The organism is Arenibacter amylolyticus (assembly GCF_002150785.1).
Classification (GTDB): Bacteria; Bacteroidota; Bacteroidia; order Flavobacteriales; family Flavobacteriaceae; genus Arenibacter; species Arenibacter amylolyticus.
Window position 1 is genome coordinate 141,853 of sequence record NZ_MTAZ01000005.1, and the last position, 16,727, is coordinate 158,579.

Below are 16,727 nucleotides of genomic sequence, written 5' to 3' on the forward strand. Positions count from 1 at the left end.
CTATTCTCGATTTACTAATATTGTAGTGATGGGTTTTTGCCCAATTCTTTTAAATGTTTGAAGTGCGAAATTATGGCTTTTCTTGTAGTTTCATATTCGTTGTAAGGCAAATTAAACTCGTTTGCCGTCTCTTTCACAATTTTGGCAATTTTTGTGTAATGTATATGGCTAATATTGGGGAATATATGGTGCTCTACCTGATGATTTAATCCGCCCGTAAACCAATTTACAATGCGATTATTGGTTCCAAAATTTACCGTGGTGAACAATTGATGGATGGCCCATGTGTTTTTCATGCTACCGTCTTCGGCAGGTAAAGGCGTATCCGCATGGTCTACAACGTGTGCCAATTGGAAAACTACACTAAGAATTACCCCAGCTACGTAATGCATAATGAAGAAGCCCAATAGAATCTTCCACCAAGCTATATTAAGAATCAGCATTGGGAGGATGATCCAAATAGTTAGATAAATTAGTTTGGTGACTACCAACATAGACCAGTTTAAAATGGGACTGGGAAATTTTCCATAAGATAATTTTCTTTTAGTATACCGGTACATTTGTTGGAAATCGGTTGTAATTGCCCAGTTAAAGGTTAGCAATCCATAAAGGAATATGGAGTAATAATGCTGAAACCTATGAAATCTATGCCATTTGGCGTGCTTGGAAAATCTCAGGATGCGTCCTGCTTCTAGATCCTCGTCGTGTTCGTGTATATTGGTGTAAGTATGGTGAAGCACATTGTGCTGTACCTGCCAGTTGTAGACGTTCCCAGCAAGGATATAGATGCTACCCCCCATAATTTTATTTACCCATTTTTTATTGGAGTAGGATCCATGATTTCCATCATGCATCACATTCATGCCTACCCCCGCCATGCCAATTCCCATTACGATGGTAAGAAGGAGGTTGGCCCAATTGGGAAGTCCTAGGGTTAAAATAAGGAAATAGGGCGTTAAAAACAGCGCGAACATAATGGCTGTTTTTACATGTAATTTCCAGTTTCCGGTTTTCTTTATGTTGTTTTCCTTGAAATAATCGTTGACTCTTTTATTCAGTGTTTTAAAAAATTGAGCTGAATCTTTTCTAGAAAATCTAATGGTTTTATTTTCCATGATTTAATTTTTTGTAAATATACGGCAAAAGAACATTTATTTTGTGAATTAGAGGGGGGTTAAACCTAGCCGATGTGAATGAAAGTGCTATTTTTGGCAATAATTTTAATATACATATGGACCTTTCTATTATCTATAAATACTTTCCTGAGCTAACAGAGTTACAAAAGGAACAGTTTTCCAAGTTGCAAGATATATATCAGGATTGGAATACAAAAATCAATGTGGTTTCCAGAAAGGATATCGATGAGCTTTACATACGTCATGTATTGCATTCAATGGGAATTGCTAAGTTTCATCAGTTTGCGCCCGGTTCCTCGGTCTTGGATGTAGGAACGGGGGGTGGTTTTCCCGGGATTCCCTTGGCAATTCTTTTCCCAGAAACCCAATTTGTTTTGGTAGATGCCATTGGTAAAAAAATTAAAGTTGTTCAGGAGGTGATAGACAAATTAGGAATCACCAATGTAACGGCCATGCATACCAGAGTGGAAGAGTTAGATCAGCAGTTCGATTTTATTGTGAGTCGTGCCGTAGCAGCCATGCCTACCTTTGTGCATTGGGTGAAGGGGAAGATAAAAAAAGATTCTGTCCACAATATAAGGAACGGAATCCTTTATCTTAAAGGAGGTGATTTGGAAGAGGAGCTTAAAGAATATCGCACCGTGGAAGTGTATCCTTTGTCAGATTACTTCGAGGAGGAATTTTTTGAGACCAAAAAGCTGGTTTATCTTCCTGTGAAATATAGGGGTTAAATGTGTAGTAGGGATTTATAGGACTCTCTACAGCGCCTTCCGTATTCCTTGATGGCAGTTAATAAGTTGATGGCCCAAGAAATGGGATTTAAGCTTTGTTTGTGGTGGTTTAATGGTTGTCTCATACGAAGATTATTTTAAGTGTTAAGGTGGTTGGTATGTAAATGTAACGTTTCAATTCTTAAAATATTGCGTTTAGGAGAGGTATAAAATAAGGTTGATGACAGCTGTAAATAAAACCCGTAGCAAATTGTTCGCTACGGGTTTTTTATTGGGGAGAATAATAGTTGCCATAGTATAGGTTGTTGTGGTTGTGATTTTTTTAACAAAAGTCGCGCAGTTTGTTAAAAAGGGTGAGGTGTGCGTAATGCTGTTTCTTTTTTTATTCTTGATTGGATGGTTATGGCCAATGTTTATAGGCTGTTGGGTGAGTTATTATAGATTTATTGGTCGAGGTTTAGGGAGTATTGTTTAAAGCTTTTTTTCAAATTCTCTTCATTAATTTTCACAATACGTTAACAGTTTCTGTGATTTTTTTCTACATTTACGGTGTAAGTGTAGAAATTACAATTGTTCTTTTTGTTCAGTGTTCCTTTTATATCCATAATGGGTTTTACGGTGTACCCTTGTATGCCAACTGATCTAAGAGTGCTGATTTTTAATGGATGCACCGCTGCGTTTAAAACCATTTCTCTGAAAGAGGGAAAAAAATAACCATCTAAACATTGAACATTATGGAGGAGAATTCCAGGCTTACTATTCTTAGAGAATACGTATTTAAAAAGAAACCGAGGTTTGGGCTATCAGTACTGCTTTTTGCTATGACACTGTGCAGCCTACAAGGGTATGCGAACTTTAATTTTTATGAAGATTTTCCTGTATCCCCGCAGCAGGAAATCAGCGGAACCGTAACGGATGGTCTTGGGCCGCTTCCAGGGGCTAGTATAGTGGTAAAAGGTACCACTAATGGTACCCAATCAGATTTTGATGGAAATTACTCTATTTCAGGAGTTCCTAGTGATGCCGTGCTGGTCTTTAGTTATATTGGTTATAAAACAGCCGAGATTCAGGTAAACGGACAAACTACTATTAACGTTACGCTGGAGGAAGATGCCAGCCAGTTAGAAGAAGTGGTGGTAGTAGGTTATGGAACCCAGAAAAAGGCAACCCTTACAGGATCGGTTGCGACCGTTGATGGGGAAGCTCTGGAAAAATCATCTTCTCCAAACCTAGGTACAGCACTAGCCGGTAAAGTGGCGGGTCTGTATATTGATACGGGGAATGCTGCTCCTGGTGCAGAGAATACTGGTATCAGGGTGCGTGGAACCAATACGTTTAACAATTCCTCGGCACTGGTAGTAATAGACGGGATTCCAGATCGTGCAGGAGGGATTAGCAGAATCAATCCGGCCGATATCGAGAGTATCTCGGTATTGAAGGATGCTTCGGCGGCCATTTATGGGGCGCGAGCTGCAAACGGGGTGATTTTGGTAACCACAAAACGAGGAAAGATCGGAAAACCACAAGTGAAAATTACAAGTAGCTATGGTTTGCAAAGCTTTACAACAACACCGGATATGTTAACAGGTGCCGAATATATGGACTTGGTTAACCTACTAAATGTATATAAGCTTCCCACCAATGAATGGGCAGCGGCAAATGCAGTTAGGGGGGAGCCTTTTACACGTCCAAATGGAGAGGTTTTAAACCCTACCTATACCACCGAAAGAATTAGGAAAACAGCTGCGGGCGATGATCCATGGGCTTTTCCTGATACCGATTGGATGGAAGAGGTGACTACTTCTGGTGCGCCTATCCAACGTCAAGGGATCCAGGTCTCTGGAGGTACCGAGAGTGTTAGGTATATGGCGTCTTTGGGGCACTTAAGACAGGACGTGAATTTTAAGAATGCACCAAAAGGATATACTCAGTATGATTTGAGACTTAATCTAGATGCTGATATCAATGATTACCTTAAAATGAACGTAGGCCTATACTCTAGGCAAGAAGAGAATTATACTGCTACCAATACCCCTGGGAATGTTTTTAACGATTTGGTAAGACAGTATCCTTGGTTTCCAGCATATTGGCCAACAGGTGAATTTGGTCCGGATATAGAAAACGGAAATAACCCTGCTATAAGGGTTACAGACTTGCCCGGATATAACGACAGGAGTACCAATTTTGTACAGAGTAACATAGGAGTAACCTTGAAAGTGCCTGGAATAGAGGGGCTAGAGTTAATGGCAAATATGTCCTATGATAAAATGAATATGGACTTTAAGCAGTGGCAACGCCCATGGCAGTTGTATACCTGGGATGGGGTTAATAGAGATTCCTCTGGTTTAACTGCTGCAGATAGAGGTCCAGGTGATCCAAGTTTAACTCAGGAACACACTACCCTAACAGATTTCACTGCATCTTTCAATGCTTCCTATGAAAAGGAATTTGGGAATCATTATTTTAAATTACTTGGTGGGGTTACCCGTGAAGAATCCGAACAGAGTTTCTTTGGTGCCTTTAGAAGATTTTTCCTTTCCAGTGACCTTGCTCAATTGGATGTGGGAGGAAATGAAGGGCAGAATAGTTATGGTAATGGGTATGAGACTGCTCGTTTAAACTATTACGGTCGTCTAAACTATACCTACAAGGATAAGTATCTATTGGAAGGCCTGTTTAGATATGACGGATCTTATTTATTTCCGGAGAACAATAGATTTGGATTCTTTCCTGGTGTATCCGCTGGTTGGGTAGTATCCGAGGAGCCATTTTTCCAGAAGGCAGCGCCCTTTATCAATTTCTTTAAGCTAAGAGGTTCCTACGGACAGTTAGGAAATGATAATGTACAGCCTTTTCAATACATAGCTTCTTACGAATTGTCTGCAACGGGGCTTGGTTCCGTAGTTACCACGGCCTATGAGAATAAAGTGGCCAACCCAAATATCTCATGGGAAACCGCTACTTCCAGAAATGTTGGTTTCGACTTAAGAACCTTTAATAATAAGGTGGTAGTAGGGTTTGACCTTTATAAGAATTCAAGATCCGATATTTTGACTACCCCACAAAAAACCCTTCCAGAGTATAGTGGAATTGCGGCTCCGGCGATAAATATTGGGGAGTTCGAGAATTCGGGATACGAAATTAGTTTGGGACTTAACGGAGGTGATCCTTCAGGATTTAATTATAGTATTACTTTCAATTTTAGTGATTCCGATAATAAATTGGTGTTCTTTGATGAACCAGATTTGGACGACCGCCCTTGGCAACGTCAAACTGGTGGTGAAATAGGAAGACCGCTTCGTTATAAGTTCGACGGTGTATTTAGATCCCAAGCAGAAATTGATGCAGAAACCTTGGATTATAGTGGGGTTACTCCGCAACTTAAGCCAGGTGATGCTAGAGTAGTAGACATCAGTGGAGATGGGAAAATTGGTCCGGAAGATAAGACTAGGGTAGGAGGCAGTGCCTTTGCCGATACCCAGTTTGGATGGAACACCGCTATGAACTATAAGAACTTTGACTTTAGTATGTACTGGACCGGTTCAGCAGGAGGGTACAATACCTACGAGTGGAGTTTTATGTCCGGAACCTTAGCTAATGTTCAGCGAGATGTTAGGGATAGAGCTTGGTCCATAGATAACCCGGATGCCCCTGCTCCTAGGTTGGCAGATAGGGGAGATCAATGGTATTCTGGTCAAACCGATTATGCACTTATTACTAGAGACTTCTTTAGATTGAAAAATTTGGAATTAGGGTATAACTTTAATGAAGATGTAATTGGTAGGTTCGGTATCCAAAGCCTCAGGGTTTCCGTTTCAGGTACTAACCTGATTACAATTACCGATTTCCCATTTGATCCGGAAGTAACGCAGAACGGAGTAAGCGTAGGATCCACTAGGGATGCTAGCGGTGGAGCGGTAAATAATGGAGGTGCCTACCCCATGTTGAAAACAATAATGACCGGATTACAAATAACATTTTAAAAAATACTGAAATGAAGAAGAATATTATAAAAATTACAACATTGTTGGTCTTCGGATTTCTGGTTGTGGGATGTAACGAGGACTTCCTGGAAACAACCCCATTGAGTGAAGTGGCGGAAGACAACGTATGGTCCGATAAAAAATTGGCAGAAGCAGCTGTATTGGACCTCTATCAAGGGACTTGGGCTGGTACCCTGACCCGTGAGGAAACTACGGACGCCTTTACAGATCAAGCGGTATTTACCCACCCCGGAAGAGGGGTAGATGGGTATACCGAAGGAAAGATGAACCCCGCTGGAAACTTTATGGATATGCAATGGATGAGCTGGCCTCAACTATATCCATTCATCAGGAGTGCTAATATTGCCATCGAGAAACTTACCATTAATGAAGCTGGAATAGAAGACGGATTGGTAAAGCGTTTGCTGGGGGAAGCCCATTTTATGAGAGGGTATTTCTATACGCAGCTAATGAGGCAATTTGGAGGTGTGGTATTGTTAACCAAGCCTTTAACCTTAGATAGCGAAGCCAATAACCCCAGAGCAACTTTTGAGGAGACCGTAAATCAGATTCTTGCCGATTTAAATCAGGCGATTGTTTTATTGGAGGATGCTCCCATAGATCCGGCAAGGGCACATAAGATCACGGCCCTGGCTATGAAGTCCAGAGTGCTGACCCATGTTGCCAGTGATTTATATCATCCATCAAAAAATTCGCATGTTTCTACCATAGCTTCCTATGGTCATCCAGAATTAATTGGCTGGACCAGTGGGTCCCAGTTAGATAGATGGGAGGCGGCAAAAGTAGCTTCAAAAGCCTTGTTGGATGCTACTACGGGGTATAAGTTAGACTATACCGCACCTGCTTCACAGGAGGAAGCAATTCAGAATTACGAGGACATTTGGCTTCAAGGAGATCAGAACCAAGACTTTATTTGGGGCCGATTGGTAGAAGAATTTGGTTTTGGATCTAGAACGTACCCAGGAGGGGATGGCTGGTCTCAAGGTCCAGGAATGGTGGCTTTGTACCACGGTCCCAATGGATATCACGAATGGGCAGGAACCACTCCTACCGAAGCCTTGGTATCTAAGTACGACTTTGCAGATGGTACCAAGTTTGACTGGGATAACCCAGACCATGCAGCTGCTCCTTATGATGATAGGGAAGCAAGATTTTACTCTACCTTCCTTTATGACGGAGCTCCTTGGAAGCAAAGAACGGATGATGTAGTGAAATATGATAATTTTAACGAAATTCAAACTGGCTTTTATACCCTTACCGATGGTACCATTATCAATGGTGTAGACACGCGTCAAGGTCCAATAGAAGATTGGAATGGTTCAAGAACGGGCTACTATTTTAGAAAATTTTCCGATCCTAGACAACCAGCCTCTTGGCCAAACAACCTGCAAAAGGTAGATGCTCCTTATATTAGATATACAGAGGTGCTGTTAAACTATGTAGAGGCAAATATTAATCTAGGGGAAGAAGGGGAAGCAATTACCTGGTTAAATAAACTTAGATTTAGAAATGGTTTGCCGGCGGTTACAGTGTCCGGAGCAGAATTAATGGAGCTCTACAAAAGGGAAAGAGATAAGGAATTGGTGAATGAAGATGCCAGATTATTCGATATGAAGCGTTGGTTAGAAGGCCCTCAGTCTTTGAATAAACCCGTACAGCAAATACTTGTGAAGGGTACTCAAAAACCAGGGACCACGGTAACCGATTATAGAAAAGATACCGCGCTTTTTGATTATACCTATAAGCCTACGGATATCGTTTTTGAAAATAGAATTTGGCAAGATCATGTTTATTTCATGCCAATTAAACAAGAGGAGATCGATAAGGACCCCTCTATTATCCAAAATCCAGGATATTAAAAAACATTGATGAAGTATTAAGAATGACCCTTAGCACTTTTGTGCGGGGTTTTTCTTATTTTAATGACCTATAGAGAATACCTACTAATTATGCATAGAATTGTTTACCTTTTTTGTTTGGGATTGTTGGTTGCGGCCTGTACGCCAAAATCCGATACTTTGTTTACCAAGTTAGCCTCCAGTGAGACGGGGATCGATTTCAATAATAAGCTTACGGAAACCCATACCTATAACTATTTTACCTATCCCTATATGTACCTGGGAGGTGGGGTTGCCGTTGGAGATGTGAATAATGACGGTCTGGAAGATTTGTTTTTTACCGGGAATATGGTAGAAAACAAACTATATCTCAATAAAGGCAATATGCAATTCGAGGATATTACTGAATCTGCCGGATTAAAAGGCGATGATCGTTGGTATTCAGGGGCATCCTTTGTAGATATAAACCAAGATGGTTTTGTGGATATTTATATTGCTGTGGGAGGTAAATATGGTCCCAATAATAACGTGCTCTATATCAACAATGGGGATAATACCTTTACAGAAATGGGTGCAGAATACGGGGTGGATTGTGATGGTATAAGTATGCACGCTACTTTTTTTGATTATGATAATGATGGCGACTTAGATCTATATGTTATAAACTACCCGCCTACCAGTTTTACGGCACCCGTAGAGTATTATCACTATATGTTGACCAACCACGAACATAAGGATTCCGATAGGCTTTATAGAAATGATAACGGTAAGTTTACGGATGTAACCAAAGAAGCGGGCCTAAGTTCATTCGGCCTAAGTTTGGGCGTGGTGGCTTCCGATGTTAATGACGATGGCTATATAGATATTTTTGTGTCGAACGACTTTAATGCGCCCGATTTTTTATTCATTAATAACCAGGACGGGACTTTTACCAATCAAATAGATACCAGTTTACAGCAAACTTCATTTTTCGGAATGGGAGCGGATATAGCCGATTTTAACAACGACGGCCTGTTCGATATTTTTCAGTTGGATATGTCTGCCGAAGATAATTTTAGATCCAAAGCAAATATGTCTTCCATGGACCCGGATGCTTTTTATAGGTCAGTAGATCTAGGGTTGCACCATCAATATATGCAGAACTCCCTGCAATTGAACCATGGTAATGGAGCGGGAGAACTTCCTTTGTTTAGCAATGTCGCTAGAATGGCAGGAGTGTCTTCCACGGATTGGAGTTGGGGCGGACTCATGGCCGATTTTGATAATGATGGATGGAAAGATTTATTTGTGACAAATGGTATCCGTAGGGATGTAAATAATAAAGACTTTTATGCCAAACACCGGGAGTTTTTCGATAAAATGGAGAATGATCCCAACTATAAGAACAAAGAAGAAGAGGTTAAGTTGTTAAAGTATTTAGAGCAGCTGCCCTCCGAAAAGCTTAGTAACTATATGTTCCATAGCAATGGAGACCTTACATTTTCCAACAAATCCGAGGCATGGGGATTGGGAGAGAAAACATTTTCTAATGGGGTGGCTTTTGCCGACTTGGACAATGATGGCGACTTAGATTTAATTGTTAATAACCTAGAAGATATTGCTAGTGTTTATAGAAACAACACCAGTGAGAAGAACCATTTAACCGTAGACCTGAACGGCGGAGGCGAAGTGTTGCCCAATGGTAGTAGGGTTTTTATCTATACCAAGCAGGGAATGCAGGCGCAAGAACATAATACGGTAAGAGGGTATATGTCCTCGGTAACACCTTTGTTGCATTTTGGACTTGGAGATGTGGAACAAGTGGATAGTTTAGTGGTAAAATGGCCAAATGGCGCAATCACCAAGCTAAACGATATTGCGGCAAATCAGCGCCTTGTGGTAGCTTATAAGGAGGATAAAAAGGAGGCCATCGGTAGTTCGCCGCATGTAGTTGCTTCTAAGTTCGAAACCATTGATACTCCTAATATTTTTAAGCATCAGGAAAATGTGTTCAATGATTTTGAGGTTGAAGTGTTATTGCCCCACAAAAACTCCACCTTAGGACCGGCATTGGCGGTAGGGGATTTAAATGGAGACGGTTTGGACGATTATATTGTTGGAGGTGCCGTTGGGCAACCGGCAGCCGTGTTTTTACAAACCAGGGATGGTAGCTTTGAAGAGTTGGAAATCCCAGATCTAGTAAAAGATAAATACTATGAGGATTTGGGTATTGTCATATTTGATCCCGATAACGATGGGGATATGGATTTTTATATTGCTAGTGGAGGAAATGAATTTAAACCTAATTCCCTAGGGTATGAGGATAGAATCTATGAAAACCTAGGAAATAATAAATTTGTTAGAAACAAGGAGGCGCTTCCTGATCTTAAAATCAGTGGAATGAATGTTTCCGTAGCAGACTATGATAAGGATGGGGATTTGGATCTGTTTGTAGGAGGTAGGTTGATGCCTAAAAAATACCCGTATCCCACAGATTCCTATATTTTAGAAAATGTAAGTACGGAAAACGGTATAAAATTTAGGGATGCTACAGAAAAAGTGCTTCCGGAACTTAAATCCCTTGGATTGGTTACGGCTTCCGTTTGGATCGATTTTGATAACGATGGTTGGGAAGACTTAGTGGTAGTAGGGGAGTGGATGCCTATTAAATTCTTTAAAAATACCCGTGGCGTGTTCGAGGATGTTTCCAGTAAAATGTATGATGGACCTTCGTCCGGATGGTGGTTTGCCATGGAGAAGGCCGATTTTGACAATGACGGAGATGAAGATATTATTATTGGAAATTTGGGAATGAATTATAAGTACCAAGCGAGTGAGGAAACTCCATTTAGGGTGTATTTAAACGATTTTGATGACAATAACACTCCAGATATTGTGTTGAGTTATAAAAGTGGGGAAACGGAATTTCCGGTTAGGGGGCGCCAATGTTCCTCACAACAGATGCCCGCCATCAAGGCAAAGTTTCAGGATTACAATTCCTTTGCGAGTGCCTCCCTTAATCAGATTTATACGGATAAAAAGTTGGAGGAGTCCTTGAGTTATGAAATAACCTCCTTTAAGCATGTTTATTTGGAGAATAACGGAGGTGTTTTTACTGCTAAACAATTACCACAGCTATCACAAATATCCAGTATTAATAGGTTTGTGGTGGAAGACTTGGACAACGATGGGAATATGGATGTAGTGTTGGCAGGGAACCTTTACAATTCCGAGGTAGAAACCCCTAGGAACGATGCTAGCTTTGGGTTGTTTCTTAATGGGCTAGGTGATGGGAATTTTAAAGCGAATACAATGTTAGAATCTGGTCTTAAAATTGTTGGGGATGTTCGTGGAATGGAAACAATAACCATCAACGGAGAAAAGCATATTCTAGTTGCTAAAAATGATGATTACCTTCAATTGATAAAAGTTAATCTTTAAGATTGGCTGTAGCATGTCCCACCAAGCGCAACTCCCTGGTCTTTGGTGGGGCATTCTCTTAAAGGATGCACCGGATTGTTTTTAAAAACGCCTTTTAAAAGAACCTAGATGTGGAATAGGAAGCAATTGGTAAGCTGGATACTTGGATTAGCCGGTCTGGGATTGGGAGTATTGGTGTTTAATTGTAAAAATGCTAATAAAGAGTCAGACTACCTTAGTCTGCCTATTTTGGCAACGCATGCCAATGGGGAGCATTATGTAGGTTCTAAAACCTGCATGGGATGTCATGCCGATATCTATGACAGTTATTTGGAAACCGCTCATTACAATACCTCCTCAGTGGCAGATACTAGCACTGTAAAAGGAAGTTTTATGGTTGGGGCCAATAGCCTAGATCTGGCCGATGTTTCTTTTACCATGACGCAGGAAGGGGATTCTTTGTTTCAGTACATAAAAATAAGAAATAGAAGTATAGCACTCCCACCCACGCCCTTCGATGTGGTTGTTGGATCTGGTGTTAGAGGGCAGTCTTATCTGTCTTGGGAAGAAAACGATTTATACCAACTCCAGGTGTCTTACCACTCACAGTCAGATAATTGGGTGAATAGTCCGGGGTATCCATCCTATCATACCAAAAGACCTATACGCAGTGCCTGTTTAAAATGTCATGTAACCCATGCGGAGAAAAAAGGGGAGTCAGTCATGGGAAATTCCTTTGACCGGTCTAAGATGATTTTAGGGATAAGCTGTGAAAAATGCCATGGTCCTTCATTGAAACACGTTGCCTATCAACAAAAACATCCAGAAGCGGGTGAATCCAAATTCGTTATTAAAATAGATACCTTATTAAGGCAACAGCGTTTGGATCTATGTGCGCAATGTCACTCCGGCCCAAGGGATGTACAACTAAAGGGCGATGCGTTTTCATATTTTACTGGGGAAGACCTAAATCAGCATTCCAGAAATATAGATTCTGGAAAACCCCAGGAAACCTTGGATGTGCATGGGAATCAATATGGGTTATTAATTCAAAGCGAATGTTTTAAGGAGACGCCTACTATGGATTGTAACACCTGCCATAACCCCCATAAGAAAGAACGAGGGGATATAGCGTCTTTTATACTGAAGTGTATTGCGTGTCATGGGGAAATGAAAAAGCACTATAGCGTAGACGCAAAGCTTTCTACCGAAATGCAGGATAATTGTATAAGTTGTCATATGCCCTCCAAGCCTTCCAAGGCTATGATGGTGCAATTGACTCCAGATAGTGTGGAGACCTCTTTTAAAATAAGATCCCATTTAATTGGAATCTATGCGGAATCCTTGTGGAAGGAATAAATAGAGGATCGACTCTTGGTGATACTTAAGAAAAGACCTTTTCAAATGAAAAATCCCGTAGCGAACTGCTCGCTACGGGATTTTATATTAAATGATCATAGGTGACTACCCTAAGAAAGGATACCTATAATCTGTTGGTGTTACAAAAGTCTCTTTGATTAATCTTGGAGAAACCCAACGCAATAAGTTCTGAGCAGATCCCGCCTTGTCATTGGTTCCAGAAGCTCTTGCACCTCCAAACGGCTGCTGTCCTACAACGGCACCGGTAGGTTTGTCATTGATGTAGAAGTTTCCAGCACAGTTTTGAAGCGCTTTGGTAGCTTCGTCTATGGAGTAACGATCTCCGGAGATTACGGCTCCCGTAAGGGCGTATTCCGAGGTGCTATCTACCAACTTCAAGGTTTCAGACCAGTCCTTGTCTTCATACACATATACGGTAACTATAGGCCCAAAAAGCTCAGTTTCCATGGTGGTGTAGTTAGGATCCGTGGTAAGGATTACCGTTGGCTCAATAAAATAGCCCTTGGTCTTATCGTAGTTACCACCGGCAACGATGGTGGCATTTTTATCCTTTTTTGCTTGGTCTATATACTTGGCCAGTTTGTCAAAAGAGGCTTCATGAATAACGGCTGTTACAAAATTCCCCATGTTTTCTGGAGATCCTGGTTCGTTGATGGATGCTAGGTCTTCCTTTACTAAATCTAAGATCTCATTAGAGATAGATTTTGGAAGGTATACCCTAGAGGCAGCACTACATTTTTGTCCTTGAAATTCAAAGGCACCCCTCACAATAGCGGTGGATACCTGTTTTGGATTTGCCGTAGGGTGGGCAAGGATAAAATCCTTTCCACCAGTCTCACCTACTATTCTTGGGTAGGTTTTATAGGTGTGGATGTTGTTCCCTATCTGTTTCCATAAATCCTTAAAAACTTGGGTAGATCCAGTAAAGTGGATTCCAGCAAAATCTGGACTCTCTAGGGCTACCTTGGTGATCATAGCGGGGTCTCCGTAAACTACGTTGATAACCCCGTCTGGTACACCGGCTTCTTTGAAGATGTCTACAATTACTTTGGCAGAATAAATTTGACTGTCACTAGGTTTCCACAATACTACATTCCCCATCATAGCGGCACTGGCAGGAAGGTTACCTGCAATGGCGGTAAAGTTGAACGGTGTAATAGCGTATACAAAGCCTTCTAATGGCCTATATTCAACGCGGTTCCAAACCCCCTCGGAAGATTCTGGTTGCTCCGCATAGATTTGTGACATGTATTCCACGTTAAAGCGGAGGAAATCTATTAATTCACAGGCTGCATCAATCTCTGCCTGATGAATGGTTTTGGATTGAGCGATCATAGTGGCAGCGTTGATTTTAGCCCTGTAAGGACCTGCAATCAGATCGGCTGCTTTTAAAAAGATGGCAGCTCTTTGCTCCCAAGGTAAATTGGCCCATTTTTCGCGGGATTCCAAAGCATTCGCGATGGCTTCCGAGACGTGTTCCTTTTCTGCTAGGTGATAATGACCTACAATATGCTGATGGTCGTGCGGAGGTGACATCGGGGCAGTGTTGCCCGTTCTTACCTCTTTGCTACCAATGTACATAGGTATATCTACCTGGTTGTTGAAATAGCTATTGTACTGAATTAATACCTCTTCCCGTTCTGGAGATCCGGGTGCGTAGCTCTTGATTGGCTCGTTATATGCAGTAGGTACTTGAAAAAAACCTTTACCCATAATTATTATATGTTATAATTTACGCAAAGATACTAAAAGCATCTGCGAAAATAAAGTAGGAAATATCGAGATTCTGAATGGGGGAAATGAGGCCCTTCAAGAAAGGAAACTGGAGGCTTGGGAAGTTAATTTCGGGGGATTGTTATGGGTGAGGATGAGTTTACATGCCTATGTCAACCCCACTGGTTTTAGCGGATATCCTTTATTGTGTAATTGATGGAGCCCCTACCTGGGAGTCTATCGGTTTTTATTTAGGTGACATCTGTAAACAACTATTTAAGGAGTAAGTCCATGTTTCCTTTTTTTTTGTTACAAGCATCTGCTGGGCTGATCCTAGGAATGAACACTAATTAAGACCACAGGGCAAATCGCTCATGGCATGGGGAAACCAAGATTTTAAGGGATTTAATTTAGGGCAAAAGGGGCGCTAAATTTAAAAGTGGGGATATAAACCCTAAAATTCTCCGAAGTGGTCAAGGTTACCATATTATAATGTCCCTTCATGGCACCAATAGTAGAGGCCAAAAGGCATCCAGAACTGTAGGTATGGGATTCACCAGGTTGTATCACCGGTTGAAGACCAATAACACCCTTCCCATCCAAGAGCTCCAGTTCGTTTAAGGAGTCATAAATTTGCCAATGACGGGAGGTAAGCTGTACTGGGTCTTTGCTCTGGTTCTCTATGGTAATCGTATATCCAAAGGCAAAATGCACTTTGTAATTCTTAAAAAATGTCCCATCAAAATTGGTGCTTACCGAAATTTTAATTCCTTTGGTTACCTGTGTTATCATAAGGATCTCTTTTGACTAATTTATAAATAAGCTGGTTCTGAGGGGGAAACTAGCAATGCTCCAAATGGTCCTATAAGTAGGCCAATTGCCTAAATCGTATTTTTTTCTTTTGTAGTAGCAGATGGTTCAATAAAACTATTCATCTGCAGCTATCTTAAATCTAAAAACGTAAAATTACGAATAAAACTATACCTGCCTTGAGTTTTAACACAGGTAATTGTTAAAATGCTATAGTACAACAAGATAAATAAGAATTTATCAACTGAGAGATTTGGGCATATTTATTCGATGTAATTATAAAAAACATGGATTTAGTTGCAAGATTTCAACATCTAAGCCGATGGAGCTGGGGGCTTTATCCCCAAGGAAACTAGCCTGACTTTCATTTAAAATGAGCGGGAAAAGTAAATAGGAGGTAGTTTTATTGGGATGTGGGCCTGGTCGGCCATTTAATTGGTGATGTTCCTAGAGTTTACGGAACCAAACCCAATGAGGCTATCGTGCTGGTCTCCAAACTTCCTGTAATAAACCAAAATTAAATAATTGTTTTCGGTAAAGTGGAAATTTCCGGATATGGTGTTTTGGTCCAGGCTGCCGTCTTGGCCTACCAATACATATTTATAATTGTAAAACCCTTGCTTCATCTTAAGCGTGGCTTCCATATTTCCCGTCTCCTCATTGTAGGTCATTTTGTTCTCTGGGCTTATGGCGTAATTGTTAAATTTCCCGTAAACGTACACTTCGTCCAGTCCAATCAACTCTGTATAGGGAAGTTTAAAATGTACGTAGGTATACTCGGCTTCTTTGGAGGAGTCCGTGCCTTGAAGGGTTCTTATCACAAAATCCCCATTGATATCCGGGTAGTAGGTATAGGGGCGGTTGTGCCTATAGTAGTCCGTAAAAAGGTAGTGGTTATAGAGGTCGGTCAGGGCAATTTTGGAAATGGAGGAGCTGGGGGCTCTTAGGTCTTTGGTGTCAAAATTAAAATATTCATTTCCTCCCCAAAAACTGGTTTCCTGGTCGTATTTGTAGACCAGTTCATTGCCCAAGGTAAATTGAGGGGGGATATTTCCGATGGTCGTAGTCCATTGATAATTTTGTATAAGGGCTACCTTTACTTCCCTTTTGGGGTTAGATACTGGGTAGTTGCTTGTGTTGATGTTAAAATGGACCACCTGTTTTTCGTCTATGTGGTTAAAGTCTCTAGATCGCTTTATGGTAGCTCCTACCTTCACCAAGTCTTCATAGACCAAAAATCTTCTTGAAAATTGAATTTCATTATAGCTGTTGTAAATTTCTAGTAGGTAATTGCCGCTCACCTTTAATTGGGTGTATGCATTGGGGATGGTGAGTTTGTAGTTGGAGTATGGCTGTAAGGTAGAATAGCTATTTTGATAATCCGTTATTCGTTCATTATCCATACCCTGTAGGTATTGCGACTTTAATAAGGTGGAAGGGGTCCAGTCATAGTTGCAGTGAACAATTTTATAATAGTAGTCCTGTTCGCTGGCAAATAAGTCATCAAATTCCAGGTAAATAGGTGCGCCTAAAGGAACTATGGGGAATTGGTCTTCCGTACTGCCTTTAAAAACGACGGACTTAATATGGGAGGGGGCATTTATTTCCTCCTGTACCTGGGCCTGTAGATAAAGGCTATGGAGAAGGATGAAAGCAAGACTGACGATACGACGCATTTTGACCAGTTTTTTGGGTAAAGTTAAACAAAAACTCACC

At 41.0% G+C, this 16,727-nt stretch carries 10 protein-coding genes; 5 read left to right on the forward strand and 5 right to left on the reverse strand.

The genetic code is table 11. From position 1 onward, the window contains the following. Positions 1–14: 14 nt before the first annotated feature. Entirely contained in the window at positions 15–1,115 is a 1,101-nt protein-coding gene (locus tag BV214_RS03715; protein WP_086476145.1) for a fatty acid desaturase family protein, read from the reverse strand. Between the two features lie 116 nt (positions 1,116–1,231). Between BV214_RS03715 and rsmG the strand changes: the two genes are divergently transcribed. After that, positions 1,232–1,867: a 16S rRNA (guanine(527)-N(7))-methyltransferase RsmG gene (gene rsmG / locus BV214_RS03720; protein WP_086476169.1), complete on the forward strand. Its 636-nt coding sequence runs from the start codon at positions 1,232–1,234 to the stop codon at positions 1,865–1,867. On the opposite strand, the gene BV214_RS17055 is transcribed toward rsmG, so the two are convergent. Next, positions 1,864–1,992, reverse strand: a complete 129-nt coding sequence (locus BV214_RS17055; RefSeq protein ID WP_262483062.1) for a hypothetical protein — start codon at positions 1,990–1,992, stop codon at positions 1,864–1,866. The genes rsmG and BV214_RS17055 overlap by 4 nt on opposite strands. Before the next feature lie 609 nt (positions 1,993–2,601). Here BV214_RS17055 and BV214_RS03725 point away from each other — a divergent pair. From BV214_RS03725 to BV214_RS03740, 4 genes are all read left to right on the forward strand, one after another. After that, entirely contained in the window at positions 2,602–5,850 is a 3,249-nt protein-coding gene (locus BV214_RS03725) for a SusC/RagA family TonB-linked outer membrane protein (protein ID WP_245806739.1), read from the forward strand. Positions 5,851–5,861: 11 nt separating this feature from the next. After that, positions 5,862–7,730, forward strand: a complete 1,869-nt coding sequence (locus BV214_RS03730) for a RagB/SusD family nutrient uptake outer membrane protein (protein WP_086476146.1) — start codon at positions 5,862–5,864, stop codon at positions 7,728–7,730. Positions 7,731–7,820: 90 nt separating this feature from the next. Beyond that, complete coding sequence (locus BV214_RS03735; protein ID WP_086476171.1) at positions 7,821–11,129, forward strand: VCBS repeat-containing protein; 3,309 nt, start codon at positions 7,821–7,823, stop codon at positions 11,127–11,129. 108 nt (positions 11,130–11,237) lie between these two features. Continuing rightward, positions 11,238–12,467 (forward strand): multiheme c-type cytochrome, encoded by a 1,230-nt coding sequence (locus tag BV214_RS03740; protein ID WP_086476147.1) that lies wholly within the window; start codon positions 11,238–11,240, stop codon positions 12,465–12,467. 105 nt (positions 12,468–12,572) lie between these two features. On the opposite strand, the gene pruA is transcribed toward BV214_RS03740, so the two are convergent. The 3 genes from pruA to BV214_RS03755 all read right to left on the reverse strand — a co-directional run bounded on the left by pruA (position 12,573) and on the right by BV214_RS03755 (position 16,687). After that, a complete protein-coding gene (pruA, locus tag BV214_RS03745; RefSeq protein WP_086476148.1) occupies positions 12,573–14,201 on the reverse strand; it encodes an L-glutamate gamma-semialdehyde dehydrogenase in 1,629 nt (542 codons plus the stop codon). A gap of 405 nt (positions 14,202–14,606) precedes the next feature. Further along, complete coding sequence (gene apaG / locus BV214_RS03750; RefSeq protein ID WP_086476149.1) at positions 14,607–14,993, reverse strand: Co2+/Mg2+ efflux protein ApaG; 387 nt, start codon at positions 14,991–14,993, stop codon at positions 14,607–14,609. Between the two features lie 449 nt (positions 14,994–15,442). Continuing rightward, positions 15,443–16,687 (reverse strand): type IX secretion system plug protein, encoded by a 1,245-nt coding sequence (locus BV214_RS03755; protein WP_086476172.1) that lies wholly within the window; start codon positions 16,685–16,687, stop codon positions 15,443–15,445. Positions 16,688–16,727 lie beyond the last annotated feature (40 nt).

Bases quoted from the DNA above. Each gene is read 5' to 3' on its own strand.
- BV214_RS03715 (WP_086476145.1), bottom strand. From the start codon at position 1,115: ATGGAAAATAAAACCATTAGATTTTCTAGAAAAGATTCAGCTCAATTT.
- rsmG (WP_086476169.1), top strand. From the start codon at position 1,232: ATGGACCTTTCTATTATCTATAAATACTTTCCTGAGCTAACAGAGTTA.
- BV214_RS17055 (WP_262483062.1), bottom strand. From the start codon at position 1,992: ATGAGACAACCATTAAACCACCACAAACAAAGCTTAAATCCCATTTCT.
- BV214_RS03725 (WP_245806739.1), top strand. From the start codon at position 2,602: ATGGAGGAGAATTCCAGGCTTACTATTCTTAGAGAATACGTATTTAAA.
- BV214_RS03730 (WP_086476146.1), top strand. From the start codon at position 5,862: ATGAAGAAGAATATTATAAAAATTACAACATTGTTGGTCTTCGGATTT.
- BV214_RS03735 (WP_086476171.1), top strand. From the start codon at position 7,821: ATGCATAGAATTGTTTACCTTTTTTGTTTGGGATTGTTGGTTGCGGCC.
- BV214_RS03740 (WP_086476147.1), top strand. From the start codon at position 11,238: ATGTGGAATAGGAAGCAATTGGTAAGCTGGATACTTGGATTAGCCGGT.
- pruA (WP_086476148.1), bottom strand. From the start codon at position 14,201: ATGGGTAAAGGTTTTTTTCAAGTACCTACTGCATATAACGAGCCAATC.
- apaG (WP_086476149.1), bottom strand. From the start codon at position 14,993: ATGATAACACAGGTAACCAAAGGAATTAAAATTTCGGTAAGCACCAAT.
- BV214_RS03755 (WP_086476172.1), bottom strand. From the start codon at position 16,687: ATGCGTCGTATCGTCAGTCTTGCTTTCATCCTTCTCCATAGCCTTTAT.